At 64.5% G+C, this 24234-nt stretch carries 24 protein-coding genes; 11 read left to right on the top strand and 13 right to left on the bottom strand.

Going from position 1 to position 24234, the window contains the following annotated elements; translation table 11 throughout:
* Window positions 1-164 precede the first annotated feature (164 nt).
* Together FGK63_RS04015 and FGK63_RS04010 are read right to left on the bottom strand one after the other, a co-directional pair.
* Window positions 165-458 carry a hypothetical protein gene (locus tag FGK63_RS04015; RefSeq protein WP_138840294.1) on the bottom strand — a complete coding sequence of 98 codons (294 nt, stop codon included), beginning with the start codon at window positions 456-458 and terminating at the stop codon, window positions 165-167.
* Window positions 459-593: 135 nt separating this feature from the next.
* On the bottom strand, window positions 594-1160 hold the full coding sequence (locus tag FGK63_RS04010) for a TlpA disulfide reductase family protein (RefSeq protein WP_138840293.1): 567 nt from the start codon (window positions 1158-1160) through the stop codon (window positions 594-596).
* 21 nt (window positions 1161-1181) lie between these two features.
* Between FGK63_RS04010 and argH the strand changes: the two genes are divergently transcribed.
* The 5 genes from argH to FGK63_RS03985 all read left to right on the top strand — a co-directional run bounded on the left by argH (window position 1182) and on the right by FGK63_RS03985 (window position 6997).
* On the top strand, window positions 1182-2573 hold the full coding sequence (gene argH, locus FGK63_RS04005; protein WP_138840292.1) for an argininosuccinate lyase: 1392 nt from the start codon (window positions 1182-1184) through the stop codon (window positions 2571-2573).
* Window positions 2570-2701: an argininosuccinate lyase gene (locus tag FGK63_RS04000; protein ID WP_138840291.1), complete on the top strand. Its 132-nt coding sequence runs from the start codon at window positions 2570-2572 to the stop codon at window positions 2699-2701. Before argH ends, FGK63_RS04000 begins: the two co-directional genes overlap by 4 nt.
* Before the next feature lie 100 nt (window positions 2702-2801).
* On the top strand, window positions 2802-3116 hold the full coding sequence (locus tag FGK63_RS03995; RefSeq protein WP_138840290.1) for a DUF2834 domain-containing protein: 315 nt from the start codon (window positions 2802-2804) through the stop codon (window positions 3114-3116).
* Between the two features lie 33 nt (window positions 3117-3149).
* Complete coding sequence (gene lysA, locus FGK63_RS03990) at window positions 3150-4415, top strand: diaminopimelate decarboxylase (protein WP_138840289.1); 1266 nt, start codon at window positions 3150-3152, stop codon at window positions 4413-4415.
* A gap of 35 nt (window positions 4416-4450) precedes the next feature.
* Window positions 4451-6997, top strand: a complete 2547-nt coding sequence (locus tag FGK63_RS03985; protein ID WP_246043934.1) for a TIGR02302 family protein — start codon at window positions 4451-4453, stop codon at window positions 6995-6997.
* A gap of 24 nt (window positions 6998-7021) precedes the next feature.
* Here the strand turns inward: FGK63_RS03985 and FGK63_RS03980 are convergent, their stop codons facing one another.
* Window positions 7022-7846 carry a zinc-ribbon domain-containing protein gene (locus FGK63_RS03980; protein ID WP_138840288.1) on the bottom strand — a complete coding sequence of 275 codons (825 nt, stop codon included), beginning with the start codon at window positions 7844-7846 and terminating at the stop codon, window positions 7022-7024.
* A 183-nt stretch (window positions 7847-8029) separates the two neighbouring features.
* Here FGK63_RS03980 and FGK63_RS03975 point away from each other — a divergent pair, with 183 nt between their 5' ends.
* The 5 genes from FGK63_RS03975 (at window position 8030) to FGK63_RS03955 (ending at window position 12089) form a co-directional block, all read left to right on the top strand.
* Window positions 8030-8707 (top strand): cell division ATP-binding protein FtsE, encoded by a 678-nt coding sequence (locus FGK63_RS03975; protein WP_138840287.1) that lies wholly within the window; start codon window positions 8030-8032, stop codon window positions 8705-8707.
* A complete protein-coding gene (locus tag FGK63_RS03970) occupies window positions 8704-9603 on the top strand; it encodes a cell division protein FtsX (RefSeq protein ID WP_138840286.1) in 900 nt (299 codons plus the stop codon). The genes FGK63_RS03975 and FGK63_RS03970 overlap by 4 nt, the downstream gene beginning before the upstream one ends.
* Window positions 9603-10343, top strand: coding sequence for a lysophospholipid acyltransferase family protein (locus tag FGK63_RS03965; RefSeq protein ID WP_138840285.1), 741 nt, complete (start codon window positions 9603-9605; stop codon window positions 10341-10343). The genes FGK63_RS03970 and FGK63_RS03965 overlap by 1 nt, the downstream gene beginning before the upstream one ends.
* Window positions 10330-10935 carry a pyridoxamine 5'-phosphate oxidase family protein gene (locus FGK63_RS03960; protein WP_138840284.1) on the top strand — a complete coding sequence of 202 codons (606 nt, stop codon included), beginning with the start codon at window positions 10330-10332 and terminating at the stop codon, window positions 10933-10935. The genes FGK63_RS03965 and FGK63_RS03960 overlap by 14 nt, the downstream gene beginning before the upstream one ends.
* A gap of 104 nt (window positions 10936-11039) precedes the next feature.
* A complete protein-coding gene (locus FGK63_RS03955) occupies window positions 11040-12089 on the top strand; it encodes a sterol desaturase family protein (protein WP_138840283.1) in 1050 nt (349 codons plus the stop codon).
* A gap of 64 nt (window positions 12090-12153) precedes the next feature.
* Here FGK63_RS03955 and lpdA read toward each other — a convergent pair whose 3' ends face one another.
* The 9 genes from lpdA to sucC form a co-directional block, all read right to left on the bottom strand.
* Complete coding sequence (gene lpdA / locus FGK63_RS03950; protein WP_138840282.1) at window positions 12154-13542, bottom strand: dihydrolipoyl dehydrogenase; 1389 nt, start codon at window positions 13540-13542, stop codon at window positions 12154-12156.
* Between the two features lie 53 nt (window positions 13543-13595).
* A complete protein-coding gene (locus FGK63_RS03945; protein WP_138840281.1) occupies window positions 13596-14096 on the bottom strand; it encodes a hypothetical protein in 501 nt (166 codons plus the stop codon).
* A 60-nt stretch (window positions 14097-14156) separates the two neighbouring features.
* Window positions 14157-14426 (bottom strand): hypothetical protein, encoded by a 270-nt coding sequence (locus FGK63_RS03940; RefSeq protein WP_138840280.1) that lies wholly within the window; start codon window positions 14424-14426, stop codon window positions 14157-14159.
* Between the two features lies 1 nt (window position 14427).
* A complete protein-coding gene (odhB, locus tag FGK63_RS03935; protein ID WP_138840279.1) occupies window positions 14428-15948 on the bottom strand; it encodes a 2-oxoglutarate dehydrogenase complex dihydrolipoyllysine-residue succinyltransferase in 1521 nt (506 codons plus the stop codon).
* Window positions 15945-18908, bottom strand: a complete 2964-nt coding sequence (locus FGK63_RS03930) for a 2-oxoglutarate dehydrogenase E1 component (RefSeq protein ID WP_138840278.1) — start codon at window positions 18906-18908, stop codon at window positions 15945-15947. Before FGK63_RS03930 ends, odhB begins: the two co-directional genes overlap by 4 nt.
* A complete protein-coding gene (locus tag FGK63_RS03925; RefSeq protein WP_138840277.1) occupies window positions 18905-19447 on the bottom strand; it encodes a DUF805 domain-containing protein in 543 nt (180 codons plus the stop codon). Before FGK63_RS03925 ends, FGK63_RS03930 begins: the two co-directional genes overlap by 4 nt.
* 34 nt (window positions 19448-19481) lie before the next feature.
* Entirely contained in the window at window positions 19482-20183 is a 702-nt protein-coding gene (locus FGK63_RS03920) for a hypothetical protein (protein WP_138840276.1), read from the bottom strand.
* A gap of 3 nt (window positions 20184-20186) precedes the next feature.
* Window positions 20187-21068: a succinate--CoA ligase subunit alpha gene (gene sucD / locus FGK63_RS03915; protein WP_138840275.1), complete on the bottom strand. Its 882-nt coding sequence runs from the start codon at window positions 21066-21068 to the stop codon at window positions 20187-20189.
* An 82-nt stretch (window positions 21069-21150) separates the two neighbouring features.
* The gene (sucC, locus tag FGK63_RS03910) at window positions 21151-22344 is read right to left on the bottom strand and encodes an ADP-forming succinate--CoA ligase subunit beta (RefSeq protein WP_138840274.1); all 1194 of its coding nucleotides are present in this window, start codon (window positions 22342-22344) and stop codon (window positions 21151-21153) included.
* A gap of 401 nt (window positions 22345-22745) precedes the next feature.
* On the opposite strand from sucC, the gene FGK63_RS03905 reads away from it, so the two are divergent.
* Window positions 22746-23126 carry a YybH family protein gene (locus FGK63_RS03905; protein ID WP_138840273.1) on the top strand — a complete coding sequence of 127 codons (381 nt, stop codon included), beginning with the start codon at window positions 22746-22748 and terminating at the stop codon, window positions 23124-23126.
* A 95-nt stretch (window positions 23127-23221) separates the two neighbouring features.
* On the opposite strand, the gene mdh is transcribed toward FGK63_RS03905, so the two are convergent.
* Window positions 23222-24184 (bottom strand): malate dehydrogenase, encoded by a 963-nt coding sequence (mdh, locus tag FGK63_RS03900; protein WP_138840272.1) that lies wholly within the window; start codon window positions 24182-24184, stop codon window positions 23222-23224.
* Between the last annotated feature and the right edge of the window lie 50 nt (window positions 24185-24234).

Here is a 24234-nt window from a genome sequence, read left to right as displayed (position 1 = left end):
ATAATGGTAATTCGCCCGGAATTTGTTCGGGCGTGGCAACAATTTAACACGAAATCGAAAAATCCGGAACATTGGGGGGCGCATCCCTTCCGCCGACCTGTCGGGTCCCATGTCCGCGACCCGAAGCAGAATGCGCTTATAAGACCGCTACGATCGGGTGCGCCTCAATCGGCGAAGGTGAAGGTGAACGCCACGCCGTCGCCCTTCTGCCTGACGAAAGTGATCTGGTCCCCGTTCGCGACAACTTTCTGCAGATCTTCAGGCTGCGTGTCCCGGCCGTAGGACACGATCCTGCGGAAATACGCGCCGTCCCAGGACCAGGTTCCTGCGATTTCGTCGCCGTTTTCGCCGGTTCCCGATATCTTGCCGTCATCCGAAACGACGATCCACGTCCCGCCCATGGCCAGTTTGCGGCCAACGACGGTTTCCCGAAACTGCCTTTCGTCAAGAATATCCACCGCCGCTGTCCCCCCTTTGATGCAAGTACAGGTCGCGATGGCCGGAACGGCCGGACAGCAGGTTACGCGATCCGGGCCGGCATATCCAACCAATCCGCGCGGCGGCGCAGGTCCGGACCTGCGTCCGTTGCGGGTTCAGCCGGCCGGGCCGACCAGCGCCGAGATGATCGCCTTGGCGCTGTCCGAGTTCCATTCGGCATCCCCGATCAGCCGCGCGATTTCGTTGCCGTCCGGGTCGATGATCACGGTGATCGGCAGGCCGACGACACCCATTTCCCGCGCCACGGCCTGTTTCGGGTCCTGGTGCCGGGGCAGGTTGTCGATGCCGTTCTCCTCGAAGAACTTCACGATGCCCGCGGGCGAGTTCCGCCCCGTGGCCAGCGTCAGCACCTCGAACTTGTCGCCGCCGAATTCGTCCTGCAACTCGGCAAGCTGCGGCATCTCCTTGCGGCAGGGTGCGCACCACGTGGCCCAGAAGTTCAGCAGGACGTATTTGCCGCGGTAATCCGCAAGCGACGCCGTGCCCTTGTCATCCTCCAATTGAAACTCGACCGCCTCGACCGGCTTGGGCTCGGAATGCAGGATCAGCTTCTTCATGCTGCCGTCCCGCAGCGCCTCGAGCGTCGCGACATCGGCGGCCATCGCGGCATTTGCACCCAAGGCGAGGGCCATATAAAGGGGGATCAGACGAACAAGGCGCATAGCAACTCCGGGTTTTCCAACATGACCGATCAATCCTCGAACCAGATGTGGGGCGGCCGCTTTGCCGCCGGTCCTGACGCGATCATGGAGGCGATAAACGCCTCGATCGGGTTCGACAAGCGCATGGCGGCCCAGGACATCGCGGGCTCTCGGGCCCATGCGGCCATGCTGGCCGCGACAGGCGTGATAACTGATAGTGATGCCGCGGCCATTCGGGAAGGGCTGCTCACCGTTTTGTCAGAGATCGAGCGGGGCGATTTCCGGTTCTCGACCGCGCTGGAAGACATCCACATGAACGTCGAGGCACGCCTGAAGGAGATCATCGGCGAACCCGCGGGCCGGCTGCATACCGGCCGCAGCCGCAACGACCAGGTGGCGACCGATTTCAAGCTTTGGGTGCGCGACCAGTTCGACGCCGCCGAATCCGGGCTGCTGGCCCTGATCCGCGCGCTGCTGGCGCAGGCCGAGGCGGGGGCGGATTGGGTCATGCCCGGTTTCACCCATCTTCAGACCGCCCAGCCGGTGACCTGGGGCCATCACATGATGGCCTATGTCGAGATGTTCGGCCGTGACCTCGGCCGCGTCCGCGACGCCCGCGCCCGGATGAACGAATCGCCCCTCGGCGCGGCGGCGCTGGCCGGAACCTCTTTCCCGATCGACCGCCACATGACGGCCGAGGCGCTGGGCTTCGACCGTCCCGCCGCCAACTCGCTGGACGCGGTCAGCGACCGCGATTTCGCGCTGGAATTCCTGTCGGTCGCCTCGATCTGCGCCATGCACCTGTCGCGCTTCGCCGAAGAGCTGGTGATCTGGTCCTCGGCCCAGTTCCGCTTCGTCACGCTCAGCGACCGGTTCTCGACCGGCTCGTCGATCATGCCGCAGAAGAAGAACCCCGACGCCGCCGAACTGATCCGCGCCAAGGTGGGCCGCATCTTCGGCGCCAACACCGCGCTGATGATGGTGATGAAGGGACTGCCGCTGGCCTATTCCAAGGACATGCAGGAGGACAAGGAACAGGTCTTCGACGCTGCCGACAACTGGATGCTGGCGCTGGCCGCGATGGAAGGCATGGTCAGGGACATGACCGCCAACCGCCAAAGCCTCGCCGCCGCCGCCGGATCCGGCTTCTCCACCGCGACCGACCTGGCCGACTGGCTGGTGCGGGTGCTCGGCCTGCCGTTCCGCGAGGCGCATCACGTCACCGGCGCGCTGGTGGCGCTGGCCGAGAAAAAGGGCTGCGACCTGCCCGACCTGACCCTGCCCGAGATGCAATCCGCCCACGCGGCGATCACCGCGGATGTCTACAATGTTCTTGGCGTCGAAAACTCGGTAAACTCGCGCCAGTCCTACGGCGGCACCGCACCCGCGCAGGTGCGCGCCCAGATCGAAAGATGGAAGGCCAACATCGCATGAATACGATCCGCGCATCCCTTCTGGTTCTGGCCGGCCTCGCGCTGGCCGGATGCGGCGCAGATGGCGAACCCGAGCAACCGACGAGGAACGCGGGCGCCGCGACGTCCGGACACGGGATCCCGGGCTGAAACTCGTGCGGCCGGGGTCGCCGGCGGCGCAACAAAACCCATCGAAACCGTTGCACTCCGTTCCCGCCGGCCTAACTGACCGGCGGACAAGGAGAATGCCATGACCCCGCTGCGTATCGCCTACCTCCTGCTCGCCGCCTGGGGAGCCATCCACCCGATGAGCTGGTTCCTGCGCTGGTTCGCCGAGAACGGCCTGGATCTGCCCGGCATGGTCGACGCCTGGCACGCCAACGCCGCCAGTTCCGGGCTGGTCTGGGACCTCACCATTTCGGCGGTGACGCTCACCGTCTGGGTCCTGGCCGAAGTCGTCCGTCGCCGGACCTGGGCGCACCTGGTCGCCATTCCCGCCACATTCTGCATCGGGGTCAGCTGCGGGCTGCCACTTTACCTGTTCCTGCGCTCCAAACGCCATTGATCCGAAGCGTTCTTTCGGTCTAAGCGCGAGGCCATGGATCACTTTCTCTACCGCGACGGCGCGCTCTACGCCGAGGACGTTCCCATCGCCGAGATCGCCGCGGCGGTGGGCACCCCGTTCTACGTCTACTCGACCGCGACGCTGCTGCGGCACTACCGGCTGTTCGACGAGGCGCTGGACGGGACCGACCACCTGATCTGCTACGCGATGAAGGCGGCCAGCAACCAGGCGATCCTCAAGACGCTGGCGCAGGCGGGCGCGGGCATGGACGTGGTCTCGGGCGGCGAATACCTGCGGGCCAGGGCGGCGGGCGTTCCCGGCGACCGGATCGTGTTTTCCGGCGTCGGCAAGACCGCCGACGAGATCCGCATGGCGCTGATGGGCGGCGTCCGCCAGTTCAACGTGGAATCCGAACCCGAGATGGAGGTGATCAGCGCCGTCGCGACCGAGCTTGGCGTGACCGCTCCGATCACCGTCCGGGTGAACCCGGACGTGGACGCCCGCACCCACGCCAAGATCGCGACGGGGAAATCCGAGAACAAGTTCGGCATCCCGATCGCCCGCGCCTCTCAGGTCTATGCCCGCGCGGCCAGCCTGCCGGGGCTCGAAGTGGTGGGGATCGACGTTCACATCGGCTCGCAGTTGACCGTGCTGGAGCCCTTTGAACAGGCCTACCGCAAGGTCGCGGAGCTGACCGAACGGCTGCGGTCCGAGGGGCACGACATCCGCCGCCTCGATCTGGGCGGTGGCCTTGGCATCCCCTATACCCGCTCGAACGAGGCGCCGCCGCTGCCGCTGGAATACGGGCAGCTGATCAAGGACACGCTCGGCCATCTGGGCTGCGAAATCGAGATCGAGCCGGGGCGCCTGATCGCCGGCAATGCCGGGCTCATGGTGTCCCGGGTGATCTACGTGAAATCGGGCGAGGGGCGCGATTTCCTGATCCTCGACGGGGCGATGAACGACCTGATCCGGCCCGCGATGTACGAGGCGCATCACGACATCGTGCCGGTCCTGGAACCCGCGCCGGGCACCGAGATGCAGCCCTACGACATCGTCGGACCGGTCTGCGAAACCGGCGACACCTTCGCCAAGCAGCGCCACATGCCGCCCCTTGCCGCGGACGACCTGATCGCCTTCCGCAGCGCCGGGGCCTATGGCGCCGTCATGGCGAGCGAATACAACACCCGCCCCCTGATCCCCGAAGTGCTGGTTCGCGGCGATCAATTCGCGGTTATTCGCGCAAGACCGACATTTGACGAAATCATAAACCGCGATACCATACCCGAGTGGCTTTGACGCGGATTTCGCGCGGGCCCGTCTGGAGGCCCGTTTTGACCGCCAAGAAACCGCTACCGATTCCCAGGCTGTCGCTGTGGCTCACCCGCGCAGGGATGCTGGCCGAGCAGGTGCTGCGGGCGTTCTGGCCCCTGGCCTCGATCGTCATGGCGGTTCTGGCTGCGCTGATGCTGGGTCTGCAGGATCTGGTCGAAGTGGAACTGGTCTGGGCCGTGGGCGCGCTTGCCGGGCTGGGGGCGCTTGTGGCGCTGGTCCACGGCGCGCGGCGGTTCCATTGGCCGACGCGGGCGGATGCGCTGGCGCGGCTCGACGAAACCATGCCGGAACGGCCAATTCAGGCGCTGCTCGACGACCAGGCGATCGGCGCGATGGACGGCGCTTCGGTCATTCTGTGGCGGGCGCATCAGGCGCGCATGGCGGACAAGGCCGCCAGGGCGGTTCCGGTCAGGCCCGATCTGCGGCTGGCGGCCCGCGATCCCTTCGCGCTGCGCTATTCCGCCCTGCTGGCGCTGGTGGTGGCGCTTTTGTTCGGGTCGCTGTGGCGCGTCGCCTCGGTGGCCGAACTCGCGCCCGGCAGCGCCATGGCCGGGCAGGGTCCGACCTGGGAAGGCTGGATCGAACCGCCGCGCTACACGGGGCGGCCGACGCTTTACCTGGCGGATCTGTCGAACGAGTCCGTGCAGATTCCCGAAGGCAGCGACGTCACGCTGCGCTTCTACGGCGAGGTCGGCCAGCTGTCGCTGAGCGAAACCACCTCTGCCAGCGGCACGCAGGTAGCGACGGAACCCGAACAGAGTTTCACCGCCGTGCAGTCCGGCGTCCTGCGGATCGACGGCCCGGGCGGGCGCATGTGGGGGCTCGAGATCGTCCCGGACAACCCGCCATCGGTCGAAATCGCCGGCATCGCCGAGGCCGAGGCCGGCGGCCAGATGACCCTGCCGTTCACGGCCAGCGACGATTACGGCGTGGTCTCGGGCGAGGCGCGCATCGAACTTGATCTGGCGGGTCTCGACCGCCGCCACGGGCTGTTGGCCGACCCGGATCCCCGCGACGGGATCACCGTCGAACTGCCGATGCCCATTGCCGGCGACCGGAGCGACTTTGCCGAGGATCTGATCGAGGATTTTTCGCAACACCCCTGGGCGCACCTTCCGGTGACGATCACCCTGTCGGCGCTCGACGCCCGCGACCAGAACGCGTTTTCCGAACCCTACGCGACGAAGCTGCCCGCGCGGCGGTTCTTCGACCCGCTGGCCGCCGCCGTCATCGAACAGCGCCGGGATCTGCTCTGGGCCAGGGCCAACGCGCCGCGCGTGGCGCAACTGCTGCGGGCGATCTCGCACCGGCCCGAGGACATCTTCCGCTCCGAGACCGCCTATCTGCGCCTGCGCGTCATCCTCCGCCGGCTCGAGACCTATGCCCAGTTCGGCCTTCGCCCCGAGCAGCAGGCCGAGATCGCCGAGGCGCTGTGGGATCTGGCGATCCTGCTGGAAGAGGGCACGCTCAGCGACGCGCTCGAGCGGCTGCGCCGGGCGCAGGAACGCCTGAGCGAGGCGATGAAGAACGGCGCTTCGGACCAGGAGATCGCCGAGCTGATGCAGGAGTTGCGCGAAGCGACCGACGACTACCTGCGGCAGTTGCAGCGGCAGGCGCAACAGGACGGGATGGAAGGCGAGCAAGGCCCGCAGGATCCGAACAGCCAGTCCATGCGCATGACGCAGGACGACCTGCAGCGCATGATGGACCGCATCCAGGAACTGATGGAACAGGGCCGCATGGCCGAGGCGCAGCAGGCGCTGCAGGAATTCCAGCAGATGATGGAAAACATGCGCGTGACGCAGGGCCAGGGGCAGGGCGGCCAATCCGAGGGACGCCGCGCTATGGAGGACCTGGCCGAGACGCTGCGCAACCAGCAAGGCCTCAGCGATCAGGCGTTCCGCGATCTGCAGGAACAGTTCAACCCGGGCGCGCAATCCGGCGACCGCGAAGGCAACGAAGGCCGCTCGGGCGGCATGGGACGCGGAGAAAGCCACGACGGCCAGGGCGGCCGCGGGCAGGGTTCGGACCAGTCCGGCGCGGGCGAGCAGGGCGAAGGCTCGCTGGCCGACCGTCAACAGGCTCTGCGCGAGGAACTGCGCCGTCAGGAACAGTCCCTGCCGGGTGCCGGCACGCCCGAGGGCGACGCCGCCCGCGACGCGCTGGGCCGGGCCGGGCGCGCGATGGAAGGCGCCGAAGAGGCGCTGCGCGGCGACGATCTGGCCGAGGCCATCGACCAACAGTCCGAAGCGATGGAGGCGCTGCGCGAAGGCATGCGCTCGCTGGGCGAGGCGATGGCGCAGGAAAACCAGTCACAGCCGGGCCAGGGGGCGCAGGATGGCGACATGCAGGCCCGCAACCTCGATCCGCTGGGTCGGAACCAGGGGGCCGTCGGCTCGATCTCGACCGACGAAGGGCTGCTGCAGGGCGAGGACGTCTATCGCCGCGCGCGCGAATTGCTGGACGAGATCCGCCGCCGCACCGGCGATTCCGACCGGCCCAAGATCGAACTGGATTACCTCAAGCGTCTGCTGGAACGGTTCTGACCGGCAGGGATCGCGGGCGTCCGCTCACTCGGCCGGGTTCATGACCGCATCCGCCTGCGCTTCCAGCCACAGCCGCGCCTGATCGACCATCGACACGTAGGAGTCCAGCACCGGGTCCGCCTGCGGCACCGCTTCGCCGATCTGCTGCGCGTTGCTGTAGACCATCATCAGGACGACGCCCAGAATGACGACCAGCGCAAAGCCGCGCAGGAAACCGCTCGACTTCCGCCCCTGTTGTTCGGCCTGTTCGCCCTTGTCGGAAGCCGCGTCGCCGCGCAGGGTCGAGTTGATCTCTTCGATGTCGGGCAGCGCCGCGCGGCGGGACTCCTCCGGCACGGTTTTTGCCGCCGGAGGCGCATCCGCGCCCGGCTTCTTCCCGGCATGGGCCTCCAGCCCGAGATCCTGCTGAACTTCCAGCTTGTCCGCTTCGCGCGCGCGCAGTTCGGCCTCGTGCGCGGCTTCCTCGCGCAGGATGTTGGCGACGGCGGGATCGACGCTGCGCGGGCTGGCCGGTTCCGGGCGCGAAGGTTCCGCGGCGGCCGCCGGTTCGGCCTCGGGTTCCACCTTTTCGGGCTCAGCTTCGGCCTCGGGTTCCGCCTTTTCCGGCTCGGGCGCGGCTTCGGCCCCCTGCTCCGCCTTTTCCGGCTCGGCCGCGGGCGGCTCGGGCGGCGGCGCCTCCTGCCGCGGTTCTTCGGGTTTGGGCGGTGCCGGTTCGGCAGGCGTTTCGCCCGCCGCGTTCTGGAACCAGGTCTTGTCGCAATTCGAGCATTGCACATCCCGGCCGCCTTTCGGGATCACTTCATCGGGAACCTCGTACTGGGCGCCGCAATTCGGACATGTCAGACGCATACTGCCTCCTGGCCTCGCTTCTTTCCTGGTGCCGGTTTTTTCCGCGATGATATTCGGTTACTCCCTGTGCGCAAACAATGTTTTCACTCTCGGCGGGCAAGTGTCGCCCTTTGGCCCCGGTGTGGGCATTGAAACCGGTCACGGGCTGGGGCAAGAAGAGCGCCAAAGCGACAGGGGGCAGGTTTGATCGAGCTGGAAAACGTCGGCTACAGCTATGGCGGCGGGGAGTTGCTGAGCGATGTCTCGATGCAACTCGCGCCGGGCTCCTTCCACTTTCTGACCGGGCCCTCCGGGTCGGGAAAGACCACGCTGCTCAAGCTCTGCTACGGCGCGCTGCTGCCGACGGCAGGGCGGCTCAGCGTGTTCGGCCAGGACATGGCTCGGCTGGACCGCGACCACACCGCGATGATGCGCCGCCGCATCGGCGTCGTGCACCAGGATTGCCGGTTTCTGGACCACATGACGCTGGCCGAGAATGTCGCCCTGCCGTTGCTGGTCTCGGGGCGGGATCCCAAGTCCGAGGACGCCAACCTGCACGAACTCATGCACTGGGTCGGGCTGGGCCGGCGCGCGGATGCGCTGCCGCCGGAATTGTCGGGCGGCGAACGCCAGCGCGCGGCGCTGGCCCGCGCGGTCATCCTGTCGCCGGACATGGTGCTGGCGGACGAACCCACCGGCAACGTGGACTGGGAGATGTCGCAGCGGCTGCTGCGCCTGCTGATCGAACTCAACCGCATGGGAAAGACGGTGCTGATCGCCACGCATGACCTCAGCCTCATCCGCGCCGCCAAAAGCCAGGTCCAGGCGCGCGTGCTGCGGATCTCGCAGCGGAAACTGCAGCTTGCGGGGGCCGATCTGTGAAGAAGGGATCCATCCGTCTTTTGCTCAAGGGCGACCAAAGGGCCGACCGCGTCGTCCCGCCCTCGGGGTTCACCGCGCATCTGACCCTGTTCGTGTCGGGTGCGATGGCGTTTCTGGCGGTATTCGCCCTGGCGCTGTCGCTGGCCTCCGGCCGGCTTGCGGACCGCTGGGCCTCGGAACTGGCGCGTGCGGCCACGTTGCGCATCAATGCGCCCGCCGATCAGCGCGCCTCCCAGACTGCCGTCGCGCTCAAGGTTCTGCAACAGACGCCCGGCGTCGCCTCGGCCCGCGCCCTGACAAGCGAGGAACAGGCGGCGCTGCTGTCGCCGTGGTTCGGGCCGGATCTGCCCATCGACGCGCTGCCGGTGCCGCAGCTGATCGAGATCGTTGCGGGTGTGCCGGGCTACGACTCCACCGGGCTGCGGCTGCGGCTCGGGGCCGAGGTGCCGGGCGCCGTGCTGGACGATCACACGCGCTGGCGCGAACCGCTGGTCGATGCCGCCAATTCGCTGCGCCGCCTCGCGCTCGTCTCGATCCTTCTGATCGGCGGCGCCACGGCGGCGATGATCACGCTGGCGGCCAACGCGGCGCTGGCCGCCAATGCGCAGGTGATCGAGGTCTTGCGCCTTGTCGGCGCGCGTGACCGGTTCATCGCGGGCGCCTTCGTGCGGCGCTTCACCTTCCGGGCCCTTGTCGGCGCGGCGGTCGGCACGATCCTGGGTATGGCGGGGGTGCTGCTTTTGCCGGATGCCTCCGAAGCCGGCGGATTCTTGACCGGGCTCGGTTTTCAGGGCATCGGATGGGTCCTGCCGCTGTTGATCCCGCCCCTGGGCGCGACCGTCGCCTTCGCCGCGACCCTGGCCGCCGCCCGGCGCAAGTTGAAGGAACTGTCCTGATGGCCATGGCATTCCAGTGGGTGCGCTCGCTGATCTTCACGATCGTGATCTACCTGTGGATGGGCGTGCTGGGATTGCTTTTCGCGCCCTACGCCCTGTTCTCCAAGCGGGGCGCGCTGCGCGCCTGCAAGCTCTATGCGCGCTCGACCATCTGGCTGGCGCGCTGGATGGTCGGCATCCGCGGCGAGGTCAGGGGCACGGTCCCGACCGGCGAAGTCATGCTGGCCGCCAAGCACCAGTCCTTCTTCGACATCCTGCTGATCTTCGATGCGGTGCCGCACGCCAAGTTCATCATGAAGCGCGAGCTGATGTGGACGCCGGTGATCGGCCTCTACGCCAAACGCCTGGGCTGCATCCCGGTCAACCGGGGCAAGAAGGGCGCGGCGATCGCCAAGATGGTCAAGGACGTGGCCAGGGAATTCGAGGAGCCCGGCCAGCTGGTGATCTACCCGCAGGGAACGCGCGTCGCGCCGGGCGTCAAAAAGGCCTACAAGGTAGGCACGGCGATCCTCTACGAGGGCCTGAAGAACCCCTGCGTTCCGGTCGCCACCAATGTCGGCGTGTTCTGGCCCCGCAGCGGCATCCTGCGCAAGCCGGGCCATGCGATCGTCGAATTCCTGAAGCCGATCGCGCCGGGGGTGGACCGTCACAGTTTCATGGCCCGGCTCGAAGAGGAAATCGAAAGCCATTCCAACGAGTTGATGCGCGAAGTGGGGTTTGATCCGGATGCGGTACATTGACGACATCTCCGAACTGGACACGCTCTATGGCGCACCGGCCGCGCCGTCCCTGCGCAAGGTGGCGCGCCGCCTGACGCCGCTTTACCGCAAGTGGATCATGGCCTCGCGGCTCTGCGTGCTCAGCACCGTCGGGCCCGAGGGCACCGACGGCAGCCCGCGGGGCGACGACGGCCCGGTCGTGCTCGAGCTTGATCCGGGGACGCTGGCGATGCCCGACTGGCGCGGCAACAACCGGCTGGACAGCTTGCGCAACATCATCCGGGACCCGCGCGTGTCGCTGATGTTCCTGGTGCCGGGCTCTGACAACGTGGTCCGGGTGAACGGCGCGGCGCGGCTGACCGCGGACGTCGATCTATGCGCCCGGTTCGAGAAACAGGGCAAACGCCCCGCGACGGTGATCGTGATCGAAATCGCCGAGATCTACATCCAATGCGCCCGCGCCCTCATGCGGGCCGGCACCTGGGCCAGCGGCGACGAAAGCGGCGGCCTGCCGTCGATCGGTGACCTCCTGGCCGAACTGACCGGCGGGGAAGAGGGCGGCGCAGCCTACGACACCGCCTGGCCCGCCCGCGCGGCGCGGACCATGTGGTAGTCGTTGCGAAAAAACCGCAGATTTCTGATGGTTGCTCGCCAGAAATTCCATTTTTTCGACATTTTCAAGTACAAACATGATGCAGGCAACCAATCGGGCACATCATGCAATTTCTTCAGTCTTACTACGAGTCCTTCATATCCTTCGCACAGAATGTCCTGTCGTCGCCTCTAGATCCGAAGAATCGCATTTACTTTTTGTACCTGGCCTCTTCAGTTCTGATCGCGTTTCCCATCTACCTGAAGGCGCGTAAGAAAACAGGGTCAGGTGAGGGTGAGAAATCCTTCGTCGGTTTTCTTTTTCCCAAGAAGGTATGGAAACACCCTTCCGCCTGGCTCGACGTCCGCTATTTCTTTTTCCACATGCTCATCGGCCATTTCCTGCTGCTCGGGTTGGCTGGGTTTTCAACCCTCGAGGCATTCCGGTTTGTTACCGGCGGAGCGGGGCTCATCGAAACCGCGCAAGTAAACCCATTCACCGGTTGGGGAGCAATCGCAGCGGCCTTCGGGTTCATGGTGGTCGCCATGACATGCAGCGATTTCATCAGTTTCTATGTGCATTATCTGCAGCACAAGATCCCGGTTTTGTGGCAATTTCACAAAGTTCACCATAGCGCGGAAGTCATGCATCCATTGTCCAATTTTCGTGAGCATCCAGTGGACAACTTGTTCTACATGGCCGCGAATGGCGTCATATATGGCGTTACTGCCGGTGTTTGGTTCAACGTCTTTGGATTCGTTCCCAACATGCCCACTCTTCTGGGTGTTCCATTGCTGATGTTCCTGTTCAACTTCGTCGGCTACAACCTGCGGCACTCTCACATCTGGCTGCGCTGGCCGGGGGTTTGGTCCAAGGTTTTTCCATCGCCGGCGCATCACCACGTGCATCATAGTTGCCATCCGGATCATCTGGACAAGAACTTCGCCTTCATGTTCCCCGTTTGGGACGTCCTGTTTGGAACCTATGCGATGCCCGAAGACAATCGCGACGTCAAATTCGGAGTGACCGAAAAGGACCGTGGACACGAGTTGAACAGCTGCTTGAAGCTCTATTTCGTTCCAGTGAAGGACGCTATGCGCGTCCTCACGAATAGAAAACGTGCGGATTCGAAGGAGCGTCAACCGAAACCGGACAGGCGCCATCCAGCCGAATGAAGCCCAAAGCAAACACGAAAAAATGACCCGCTTGATGGCGGGTCATTCCTGAAATCAAACTGCCTCAGCTGTGGATCGGTCCGTCGCCGCAGGCCAGCGCGGCTTCGCGCACCGCTTCGGAATAGGTCGGATGCGCGTGGCAGGTCAGCGCCAGGTCCTCGGCCGACGCCCCGAATTCCATCGCGACACAGAGTTCGTGGATCAGCTCGCCCGCCGCCGGGCCGATGATATGCGCGCCCAGGATGCGGTCGGTTTCCTTGTCGGCCAGGATCTTGACGAACCCGTCCGCGGCGAAATTCGCCTTGGCGCGGCCGTTGCCCATGAACATGAACTTGCCGGTCTTGTAGGCGCGGCCCTGGTCCTTGAGGCTTTCCTCGGTCTCGCCCACGTTCGCCACTTCCGGCCAGGTGTAGATCACCCCCGGAATGACGCCGTAGTTGACATGGCCATGCTTGCCCGCGACCTGTTCGGCGGCGGCCATGCCCTCGTCCTCGGCCTTGTGGGCCAGCATCGGACCTTCGATGGCGTCACCGATGGCGTAGATGCCCTTGACGCTGGTCTGCCAGTCCTTGCCGACCTTGATCTGGCCGCCCTTGGTGGTCTCGATCCCAAGCTCGTCCAGGCCCAGACCCTTGGTATAGGGGCGGCGGCCGGTGGCGACCAGCACGGTGTCGGCGTCGATCACGTGCTCGCTGTCATCCTTGCGCAGCTTGTAGGTGACCTTGGCCTTGGTCTTGGTCGCCTCGGTCTTCTGCACCGCTGCGCCCATGACAAAGTTCAGGCCCTGTTTCTTGAGGATGCGCTGCAGCGTCTTTTGCACCTCGCCATCCATGCCCGGCGTGATCACGTCGAGATATTCGATCACCGTCACCTCGGCGCCCAGCCGCTGATAGACCGAGCCCAGTTCCAGCCCGATCACGCCGGCCCCGATCACCACCATCTTCTTGGGGATCTTGCCCAGCTCCAGCGCGCCGGTCGAGGTCACGACGACCTTTTCATCCACTTCGACGCCCGGCAGCGACGCGGGTTCGGATCCCGAGGCGATGATGATGTTCTTGGCCTCGTGGGTGTCGTCGCCGACCTTGACCTTGCCCGCCTCGGGGATCGAGCCCCAGCCCTTGAGCCAGTCGATCTTGTTCTTCTTGAACAGGAACTCGATGCCCTTGGTGTTGCCCTCGATCACCTCGTCCTTGTAGGCCAGCATCTGCTTCCAGTCGACCGAGGGGCTTTTGCCCTTCAGCCCCATCTTGGCGAAGTTGTGTTCGGCCTCGTGCAGCTGGTGGCTGGCGTGCAGCAGCGCCTTGGACGGGATGCAGCCCACGTTCAGGCAGGTGCCGCCCAGCGTCTCGCGTCCCTCGACCACGGCGGTCTTCAGTCCCAGCTGAGCGCAGCGGATCGCGCAGACATAGCCGCCGGGTCCGGCGCCGATTACGATGACGTCATAATTTGCCATGGATTGTTTTCCTCTTCTTGTGACGCCGAACCCCAAATAGTCGCTGCGTCAGGTTAGTTCTTAGCCGACGTTCTTCCAGCTTCCTCGGTTGATGTTTCTTGCGTTTTCTCGGCATGCCTTGGCAGCAATTTCGACCACTTCGGCACTGTCGCTGTGGCGAATATGATAGTCCAACCGAACATCGTGTTGATGAAGCGGGTGGTTTCAGGACCGTCAGGAACAGGGGAACCCGGAGTGCTTATTCTGCGTTCAATGAACCAACTCAGGCACCAAAACCAAATTGCCGTCAGGACAATCAAGGTCAATGACAAGCTGACCAAGAGCGCGACTTTGCCATTGGGGTCCTTTGACCCCCACCGAACCGCCAAGATGAGCGGTAAGGCCATGACAAAAAAGGGCACAAGCAGGTGAGCCATCGCACCTTTTCTGTGAAAAGTCATGTCAGAAAACAGGTAGGTAACAAGCATTCCGATAAAGAAGATAGCAAAAATGCCGTAGTAGGTGGCAAATGAACTGTTCATTTTCTGCTGCCTGTACAATGCTTTCTCCTGCATGGCGCAGTATCCCGACTTCCAATGTACGCCCCACCAGCGACAGGTCGCACGTTGGTTCAATCAAACAGGCGTCAGCAGCTTGACCGTGATATGGGCGATGCCGCCGCGCTCATGATGCATGGCCAGCTCTTCCGAGTCGAAGAACGCCCTCGCCTTGTCGAGATTGGTGATCTCGAACAGCGCGACCGCATGGTCACGCTGGTCGGGATCGCGCCAGACATGCAGGTCGCGGATGCCGGCGGACTTGCGCATCGCCTGGTCCTCGCGGAACACCTTGAGCCAGGCGTCGAAATCCGCCACGTCGGCCTGCCATAGAACATGGGTCGCCATGTTACAGATCCATCAGCAGGCGGCGCGGATCTTCCAGCGCCTCTTTCACCCGCACCAGGAAGGTCACCGCGCCCTTGCCGTCCACGATCCGGTGGTCGTAGCTGAGCGCCAGGTACATCATCGGGCGGATCTTGATCTCGCCGTTGATGACCATGGGGCGGTCCTGGATCTTGTGCATCCCCAGGATGCCCGACTGCGGCGGGTTCAGGATCGGCGAGGACATCAGCGAGCCGTAGACGCCGCCGTTCGAGATGGTGAAGGTGCCGCCCTGCATCTCGGCCATGCTCAGCTTGCCTTCCCGCGCGCGCTTGCCCTTTTCGGCGATCGCCTTTTCGATCGCGGCAAAGGACATGCTGTCGGCGTCGCGGATCACCGGCACCACCAGGCCCTGCGGGGTGCCCGCGGCCACGCCCATGTGGACGTAGTTCTTGTAGACGATGTCGTTGCCGTCGATCTCGGCATTGACCTCGGGAACCTCCTTCAGCGCGTGGCAGCAGGCCTTGGTGAAGAAGGACATGAAGCCCAGGCGCACGTCGTGCTTCTTCTCGAACTGGTCCTTGTACTGGTTGCGCAGCGCCATCACCTCGGTCATGTCCACCTCGTTGTAGGTGGTCAGGATCGCGGCGGTGTTCTGCGCGTCCTTGAGACGCTTGGCGATGGTCTGGCGCAGACGGGTCATGCGCACGCGCTCTTCGCGCACGGCATCCTCGGCGGCGACCGGCGCGCGCGGCGCGGCGCTGGGCGCGGGCGTGCCCGCCTTGGGCGCTGCGGCCGCGGTCGCAACCGCGCGGGCCACGTCCTCTTTCATGATGCGCCCGTCGCGGCCGGTGCCGGTGACCTTGTCGGCGGTCAGCCCGGCCTCGGCCATGGCCTTTTCGGCCGAGGGCGCGTTGGCCACGTCCTTGGCGCCGCCGGTCGCGACCGACGGGGTGACGGCGGCGGCCGGCGCAGCCGGGGCGGCCGAAGAACCGGACGTCTTGCCCGAGATCACGGCCAGCTTCGCCGAAGCATCGACCGTCGTGCCTTCAGGCGCGGTGATTTCCATCAGGATGCCCGATGCGGGGGCGGGCACCTCGACCGACACCTTGTCGGTTTCCAGCTCGCACAGCATCTCGTCCTGCGCGACGCTGTCGCCGACCTGCTTGAACCAGGTCGAAACGGTGGCCTCGGTCACCGATTCACCCAGCGTCGGCACCATCACGTCGATGGAATCGCCCTCCGGCGCCGAGGGAGCCTCCTTGGCCGGCGCGTGGCGCAGCTGCACCTCTTCCGGACCGGCATCCGCGGCGTCGGCGATGGTCGCCAGCAAAGCGTCGACGCCGACCGTCTCGCCCTCGGCCGCCACGATCTCGCCCATCACGCCGGCGGTGGGAGAGGGCACCTCGACCGTAACCTTGTCGGTTTCCAACTCGCAGAGCATCTCGTCGACGGCGACGGCGTCGCCCGGTTTCTTGAACCAGGTTGCAACCGTCGCTTCGGTCACGGATTCGCCCAGCGTGGGCACACGAACTTCGGTTGTCATGCTTGTTTTCCTTCGATGGTCAGCGCGTCGTTCACGAGCGCCTCTTGTTGGGCTTTGTGTTGGCTGGCCAGACCCGTCGCGGGCGAGGCCGAAGTCGGCCGGCCGACATAAGTTGGCCGCGAGTGCTTTGCGCCGATCCGCGTCAGCACCCATTCGATGTTGGGTTCGATGAAGCTCCAGGCGCCCTGGTTCTTGGGCTCTTCCTGGCACCAGACCATTTCGGCGTTCTTGAACCGCTCCAGCTCGTTGATCAGCGAATGCGCCGGGAACGGGTAGAACTGCTCGATCCGCAGCAGGTAGATGTCGTCGATCCCGCGGGCGTCGCGCTCTTCCAGCAGGTCGTAATAGACCTTGCCCGAACACAGGACCACGCGCTTGATCTTCTTGTCGGCCACCAGCTTGGTGTCCGAATAGCCCTTCTGCGCGTCATCCCACAGCACCCGGTGGAAGCTGGAGCCGGTGGTGAAATCCTCGGCGGCGCTGATCGCGTGCTTGTGGCGCAGCAGCGATTTCGGGGTCACCAGGATCAGCGGCTTGCGGAAGGTGCGGTGCAGCTGCCGGCGCAGGATGTGGAAATAGTTGGCCGGCGTTGTGCAGTTGGCGACGATCCAGTTGTCCTGGCCGCACATCTGCAGGAACCGTTCCAGCCTTGCCGAGCTGTGCTCGGGGCCCTGGCCCTCGTAGCCGTGCGGCAGCAGCGTCACCAGGCCGGACATGCGCAGCCATTTCGACTCGCCCGAGCTGATGAACTGGTCGAACATGATCTGCGCGCCGTTGGCGAAATCGCCGAACTGCGCCTCCCACAGAACCAGGGCGTTGGGTTCGGCCAGCGAATAGCCGTATTCAAAGCCCAGCACCGCGTATTCGCTGAGCATCGAGTCGATGACCTCGTAATTCGCCTGGCCCGCCCGGATGTGGTTCAGCGGGTAATAGCGTTCCTCGGTCTCCTGGTGGATGAACCCCGAATGCCGCTGCGAGAAGGTGCCGCGCGTCGCGTCCTGCCCCGCCAGCCGGACCGGATAGCCCTCGGTCAGCAGCGACCCGAAGGCCAGCGCCTCGCCGGTGGCCCAGTCGAATCCCTGGCCGGTCTCGAACATGGCGCTCTTGGCTTCCAGCAGGCGGCCGACGGTCTTGTGCAGCGCAAAGCCGTCGGGCGCGCGGGTCAGCGCCTTGCCCACCTCGGCCAGCGTCTCGGGCGTGATCGCGGTCTCGCCGCGGACGTATTCTTCCTTGCTCTTGTCCACGTGCGACCAGCGCCCGTCCAGCCAGTCGGCCTTGTTGGGCTTGTAGTCCTTGCCGGCTTCGAACTCTTCGTTCAGATGCGCCTGGAAGGCGGCCTTCATGTCCTCGATCTCGCCTTCCGGGATCAGCCCGTCCCGGACCAGGCGCTCGGTATAGAGCGACAGCGTGGTCTTGTGGGTCTTGATCCGCTTGTACATGATCGGGTTGGTGAACATGGGCTCGTCGCCCTCGTTGTGACCGAACCGGCGGTAGCAGAAGATGTCGATGACCACGTCCTTGTGGAACTTCTGCCGGAATTCGGTCGCCACCTTGGCCGCGTGCACCACCGCCTCGGGGTCGTCGCCGTTGACGTGAAAGATCGGCGCCTCGACCATCAGCGCGATGTCGGTGGGATAGGGGCTGGACCGCGAGAAGTGCGGCGCGGTGGTGAAGCCGATCTGGTTGTTGACGATGATGTGCATGGTGCCGCCGGTGCGGTGGCCGCGCAGGCCGGACAGGCCAAAGCCCTCGGCCACGATGCCCTGGCCGGCAAAGGCCGCGTCGCCGTGCAGCAGAACGCCCATCACCTTGGTGCGGTCCGTATCGTTCAGCTGGTCCTGCTTGGCGCGGACCTTGCCCAGAACCACCGGGTTCACCGCCTCGAGGTGCGAGGGGTTCGCGGTCAGCGACAGGTGGACGGTGTTGCCGTCGAACTCGCGGTCGCTCGAGGCGCCGAGGTGGTATTTCACGTCGCCCGAACCATCGACGTCCTCGGGCTTGAAGCTGCCGCCCTGGAATTCGTTGAAGATGGCGCGATAGGGCTTGTGCATCACGTTGGCCAGGATGTTCAGGCGGCCGCGGTGCGGCATCCCGATCACGATTTCCGTCAGCCCCAGCGCGCCGCCGCGCTTGATGATCTGCTCCATCGCCGGGATCAGCGCCTCGCTGCCGTCAAGGCCGAAGCGCTTGGTGCCCATGTATTTCACGTGCAGGAACTTCTCGAAGCCCTCGGCCTCGACCATCTTGTTCAGGATCGCCTTGCGGCCTTCGCGGGTGAACGAGATCTCCTTGCCGTAGCCTTCGATCCGCTCCTTCAGCCAGGCGGCCTGCTCGGGATCGGAGATGTGCATGTACTGCATCGCGAAGGTACCGCAATAGGTCCGCTTCACGATCTCGACGATCTGCCGCATCGAGGCCATCTGCAGGCCCAGCACGTTGTCGATGAAGATCGGCCGGTCCATGTCGGCGTCGGTGAAGCCGTAGGTCTTGGGGTCCAGTTCCGGGTGCGGGTCGTTGGCGCGCATGCCCAGCGGATCGAGGTCGGCCACCAGGTGCCCCCGGATGCGGTAGGCGCGGATCAGCATGAGCGCCCGGATCGAATCCAGCACCGCCCGCTTGATCTGGTCCTCGCTGACCTCGACGCCGGCCGCGGCGGCCTTTTTCTTGATCTTCTTGCCGGCGGCCGCTGCGTCGATCTCGGCCCATTCGCCGGTCAGCGCGTTGGTCAGGTCGTCGGCGGGCATCGGCGGCCAGTCGTTCCGCGCCCAGGACGGGCCCTGGGCCTCTTTCTTCACGTCCAGCTCGGCATCGCCCATCGCCTTGAAGAACTCGCCCCAGGCGGCGTCCACGGCGCCCGGGTCGTTGGCGTATTGGGCATAGAGCTGCTCAAGGTATTCGGCATTGTGCCCCTGCATGAAGCTCGAGGCATGGAAGGCGGTGTTGGGCGTATGTTCGGTCATTGAGTTACCTCATGAGGGTTGGGACCGTATTGATTGGTGCCTGGCTGGCTGGGGCGGGTCAGCCACCACAGCATCAGGAGGGGCGACACCAGCAGGACAAGCAGTGCCGGAATGACGACGAGCAGCGTGGCCCGCGTGAACAGCAGGTCAAGCGTCCCGCCATGCTCGAAGCTCGAGGCGAGGCCGATGCCAAAGACCAGCACCGCGCCCGCGCCCAGGGCCAGCAGAAGCGGGAACAGCGCATAAAGCCCGCTGCGCCCGGTATCGTGCATCCGCCGCCAGGCGACGGCGAGATTCGGCAGGAACAGGACCAGCCCGACGATGCTCTGCACCGGCTGGCTCGACGTCGCGGTGATCGTCTTGGCGCCATCCGCCTCGGTCGTGGTGACCTGCGTGAAAACCGCCGAGTCCACGATCCCGGCGACGATGTTGCAGATCACCACGAACAGGAAGAAATACCAGTACTCGGGCCGGGAAGCCCGCCCCGAGAAGGTGAAGAACTTGGAGAAACAGGTGCGGATGGCGTCGGAGAAGGTCATGGTAGCCTCGAACCAATCTCAAGGTCAGGAAGCATTATTCGTCTCCCTTCTTGTTTTCGGCGTGCTGCCAAACGGAGGCGACAACCATGAGTTCTACAGGAAACTCCCTTTGGAGGGCCTCGCTCATGCTTGTGTTGTTCCAGAGGTAGGTTTGTACCTCTCGTTGGATACCATCATGGTATTTGTTCCACGTCCCAACCAGCGTCACATATGTGTTTTCAAGTTCATTCGCATTCAGAGTTCGCCGGGCATGCGAATAAAGGCTGGGCGCAGTTTCTTGGGTATAGAAAAAGGTACAGGTGGTTCTTTCAAATTTTTGAAGATTTTCAGTTTGAATACTCACCAAGTCTCGCGTGGAACTGTTTCTAAATACAGCGCCACCCGAAAAGCTTGAAGCGGAAGCATTGCGAGCCATCTGCTGCTCGACGCGCCTAATCGCAATCTTGGCGGTCTCTTCGAAAGATTGCTGCTTATGGGGGTTATTTGGCCGCTGGGCTTTGAACAGGTAATGCTCGGTCGCAAGTGTCTCTTTTTCAACTGGCGAGAGTTCGACTGGCATCACACTGTGCCAGCCGAGATTTTGCAGATCAGCATAAGCTGACTCTTCATCCAATTGCATACACGCAAATGCAGCACGCTCACTGTGGGATTGCGCAAATGCTGGCGATGCGGAACTCACCGCAACGCCTATACAAGCGGCCAAACCCGTATGGATGCTGAGCCAGCCAAAGGTCATGCGTTAACCAATCGCTTCCAGCACCGCCTCGCCCAGCTGCGCCGGGCTTTCCGCCACGACGATGCCGGCGCTGCGCATGGCTTCGATCTTGTCCTCGGCGCCGCCCTTGCCGCCGGCGACAATCGCGCCCGCGTGGCCCATGCGGCGGCCCGGAGGGGCGGTGCGGCCCGCGATGAAGCCCGCGACCGGCTTCTTGCGGCCCTTCTTGGCCTCGTCCGCCAGGAACTGCGCGGCCTCTTCCTCGGCGCTGCCGCCGATCTCGCCGATCATGATGATCGACTGGGTCTCGTCATCGCCCAGGAACCATTCCAGCACGTCGATATGCTCGGTGCCCTTGATCGGATCGCCGCCGATGCCGACGCAGGTGGACTGTCCCAGCCCCACGTCGGTGGTCTGCTTGACGGCCTCGTAGGTCAGCGTGCCCGAGCGGCTGACCACGCCGACCGAGCCGCGCTTGTGGATGTGGCCGGGCATGATGCCGATCTTGCAGGCGTCGGGCGTTATGACACCGGGGCAGTTCGGCCCGATCAGCCGCGATTTCGACCCTTCCAGCGCCCGCTTCACCTTCATCATGTCCAGCACCGGGATGCCCTCGGTGATGCAGACGATTACTTCCATCTCGGCGTCGATCGCCTCGAGGATCGAATCCGCGGCAAACGGCGGCGGCACGTAGATCACGCTGGCATTGGCCTCGGTCACCGCCTTGGCCTCGTGGACCGAGTTGAACACCGGCAGGTCAAGATGGGTCATCCCGCCCTTGCCGGGGGTCACGCCGCCGACCATCTTGGTGCCATAGGCGATGGCCTGTTCGCTGTGGAAGGTGCCCTGCGAGCCGGTAAAGCCCTGACAGATCACTTTGGTATTTTCGTCGATGAGGACTGCCATCTTGGCATTCTCCTGTGTAGGGCGGGCTTCAGCCCGCCAAATCTTCGGGAGGCGGGCTGAAGCCCGCCCTACGGAATTGGGATCAGCCTTTGACGGCCTTCACGATCTTCTGGGCGCCGTCCTTCAGGTTGTCCGCCGCGATCACGTCCAGGCCGGAGGTGTTGATGATCTCCTTGCCCTTCTCGACATTGGTGCCTTCCAGGCGCACGACCAGCGGCACTTTCAGGCCGACTTCCTTCACCGCGGCCACCACGCCCTCGGCGATAACGTCGCAGCGCATGATGCCGCCGAAGATGTTGACCAGGATGCCTTTGACATTCGGGTCCGAGGTGATGATCTTGAACGCCTCGGTCACCTTTTCCTTGGTCGCGCCGCCGCCCACGTCGAGGAAGTTGGCCGGCTCGGCGCCATAAAGCTTGATGATGTCCATCGTCGCCATCGCCAGGCCGGCGCCGTTCACCATGCAGCCGATCTCGCCGTCCAGCGCGATGTAGTTCAGGTCGTATTTGCTGGCTTCCAGTTCCTTGGGGTCTTCCTCGGTGGTGTCGCGCAGCTCGGCGATGTCCGGGTGGCGGTAGACCGCGTTGCCGTCGAAGCCCAGCTTGGCGTCCAGCACCTTCAGGTCGCCGCCGTCGGTCACGATCAGCGGGTTGATCTCCAGCATCTCCATGTCCTTCTCGACGAAGGCCTTGTAGAGCTGCCCCATCAGCTTGACGCATTGCTTGACCTGGCCACCGGTCAGCCCCAGCGAAAACGCGATGCGGCGGCCGTGATAGGGCTGATAGCCGGTGGCGGGGTCCACCGAGAAGGAAAGGATCTTCTCGGGCGTCTCGGCCGCGACTTCCTCGATGTCCATGCCGCCCTCGGTCGAGCAGACGAAAGAGATGCGGCTGGTCTGACGGTCAACCAGCAGCGCCAGGTAAAGCTCGCGCTCGATGCCCGAGCCCGCTTCGATGTAGATGCGGTTGACCTGCTTGCCCGCGGGTCCGGTCTGATGCGTCACCAGGGTACGGCCCAGCATCTTCTTGGCCTCCTCGGCGGCTTCCTCGACCGACTTCGCCAGACGGACGCCGCCCTTCTCACCGGCATCGGCCTCCTTGAAGTGGCCCTTGCCGCGCCCGCCGGCATGGATCTGCGCCTTGACGACCCAAAGGGGGCCATCCATTTCGCCGGCTGCGGTTTTCGCCTCTTCGGCGCGCAACACGACGCGGCCGTCGGAAACCGGCGCGCCATAGCTGCGAAGAAGGGCCTTGGCCTGATATTCGTGAATGTTCATCGAAACTGTCCCGTCTGACTGCGATTGGACGGATATAGGCGTTTCCTGATCGCGACTTTAAAGGGTTTTTTGCCGCAGACCCCATTTTCGGCAAGATTTCTGCGTTTTGTGATCACACATTTTTGGGGTGTGATCACATATCCGGGGTTCTCCGCCGATGATTCGACTTCCCGACGAGGTGTCAGGGAAAAACGTCCGGGCGATAATGATTTGCGACGTTTGCGCCAACATTCCAAACGCCGAATCCCGGCCTTGCCTGCGATGGCGGCAAACCGGGCGTCCGGCGGGCGAACCGGCAGGACGCGCCAAGGCTCTTTCGTGGCTCCGGCACAGGCTGGCCGCTACGATGGTCCCACATTTGCGACCGCCAAGCCATCAACCCCGGCCCGAGGGAGACAACCATGGACATGAAGAAAATTCTCGAGGATTTCGACGACGCCTACAACCAGGCCTTCAACAGGGGCGATGCCGAAGGCTGCGCCGCCTTCTTCACCGACGACGTCATCCTGCTTGCGCCCGGCCAGCCGATGACCCGCGGAAAGCAGGCGTTCCTCGACACCTACCGGTCGCGGATGCGCGACAGTGGCGGCGGCACGCACAGCAACGAACTTGTGGAATTCGGCGTCGAGGGGGACATGGCCTACCAGGTCGGAACCTTCGCCGTCACCGGCGCGACCCCGTCCGAGCGGGGCAGCTTCGTCAACGTCCTCAAGCGCCAGCCGGACGGGACATGGAAAGTGGCGGTGTCGATCTTCAACCACGACCGGCCGCAGGATGCGTGACCGGCCGCGGACCGGACCTGAAATCCGCAGGCCCGAAAAGCGAAAACCCGGCCATGTATCCGGCCGGGTTTCCGTCATGCGATGCGGTTCGGTTCTCAGCTCAGCGAGCCGTCGATGCCCTTGCAGGCTTCGATCAGGCCCTTCACGGCGTTGACCGAATTGTCGAACCCTTCCTGCTCGACCTCGTTCAGCTTGATGTCGACGATCTTTTCGATGCCGCCCGCGCCGATCACGGTGGGCACGCCCACATACATGCCCTTGACCCCCAGTTCGCCGTCGCAATAGGCGGCGCAGGGCAGGACGCGCTTCTGGTCCTTCAGATAGGCTTCGGCCATTTCGATCGCCGAGGTGGCCGGCGCGTAATAGGCCGAGCCGGTCTTCAGCAGGCCGACGATCTCGGCGCCGCCGTCGCGGGTGCGCTGGACGATGGCGTCCAGCTTCTCCTGCGTGGTCCAGCCCATCTGCACCAGGTCGGGCAGCGGGATGCCGGCGACGGTCGAGTAGCGCACCGAGGGAACCATGGTGTCGCCGTGACCGCCCAGAACGAAGGCGGTGACGTCCTTCATCGACACGTTGAACTCTTCGGCCAGGAAGTGGCGGAACCGGGCGGAATCCAGCACGCCGGCCATGCCGCAGACCTTGTTGTGCGGCAGGCCCGAGAATTCGCGCAGCGCCCAGACCATCGCATCGAGCGGGTTGGTGATGCAGATGACGAAGGCGTCGGGAGCGTTGTCGCGGATGCCTTCGCCGACCGACTTCATGACCTTGAGGTTGATGCCCAGGAGGTCGTCGCGGCTCATGCCCGGCTTGCGCGGCACGCCGGCGGTCACGATGCAGACGTCGGCGCCGGCGATGTCGGCATAGGACTGGGTGCCCTTCAGCTTGGCGTCAAACCCTTCCGACGGGCCGGATTCGGCGATGTCGAGCGCCTTGCCCTCGGGAATGCCCTCGGCAATGTCGAAAAGAACGACGTCGCCAAGTTCCTTCAGTGCGACGAGGTGGGCGAGCGTGCCGCCGATCTGACCTGCGCCGATCAGCGCGATCTTGGGTCTGGCCATGGGAATTCTACTCCGATCCGGTTTGAAATCGCGGGTTTGCTATTCGCAAA

The sequence above is a fragment of the Ruegeria sediminis genome, assembly GCF_005938215.1.
Taxonomy (GTDB): domain Bacteria; phylum Pseudomonadota; class Alphaproteobacteria; order Rhodobacterales; family Rhodobacteraceae; genus Ruegeria; species Ruegeria sediminis.
This window is presented reverse-complemented; position numbering and strand designations above follow the sequence as displayed.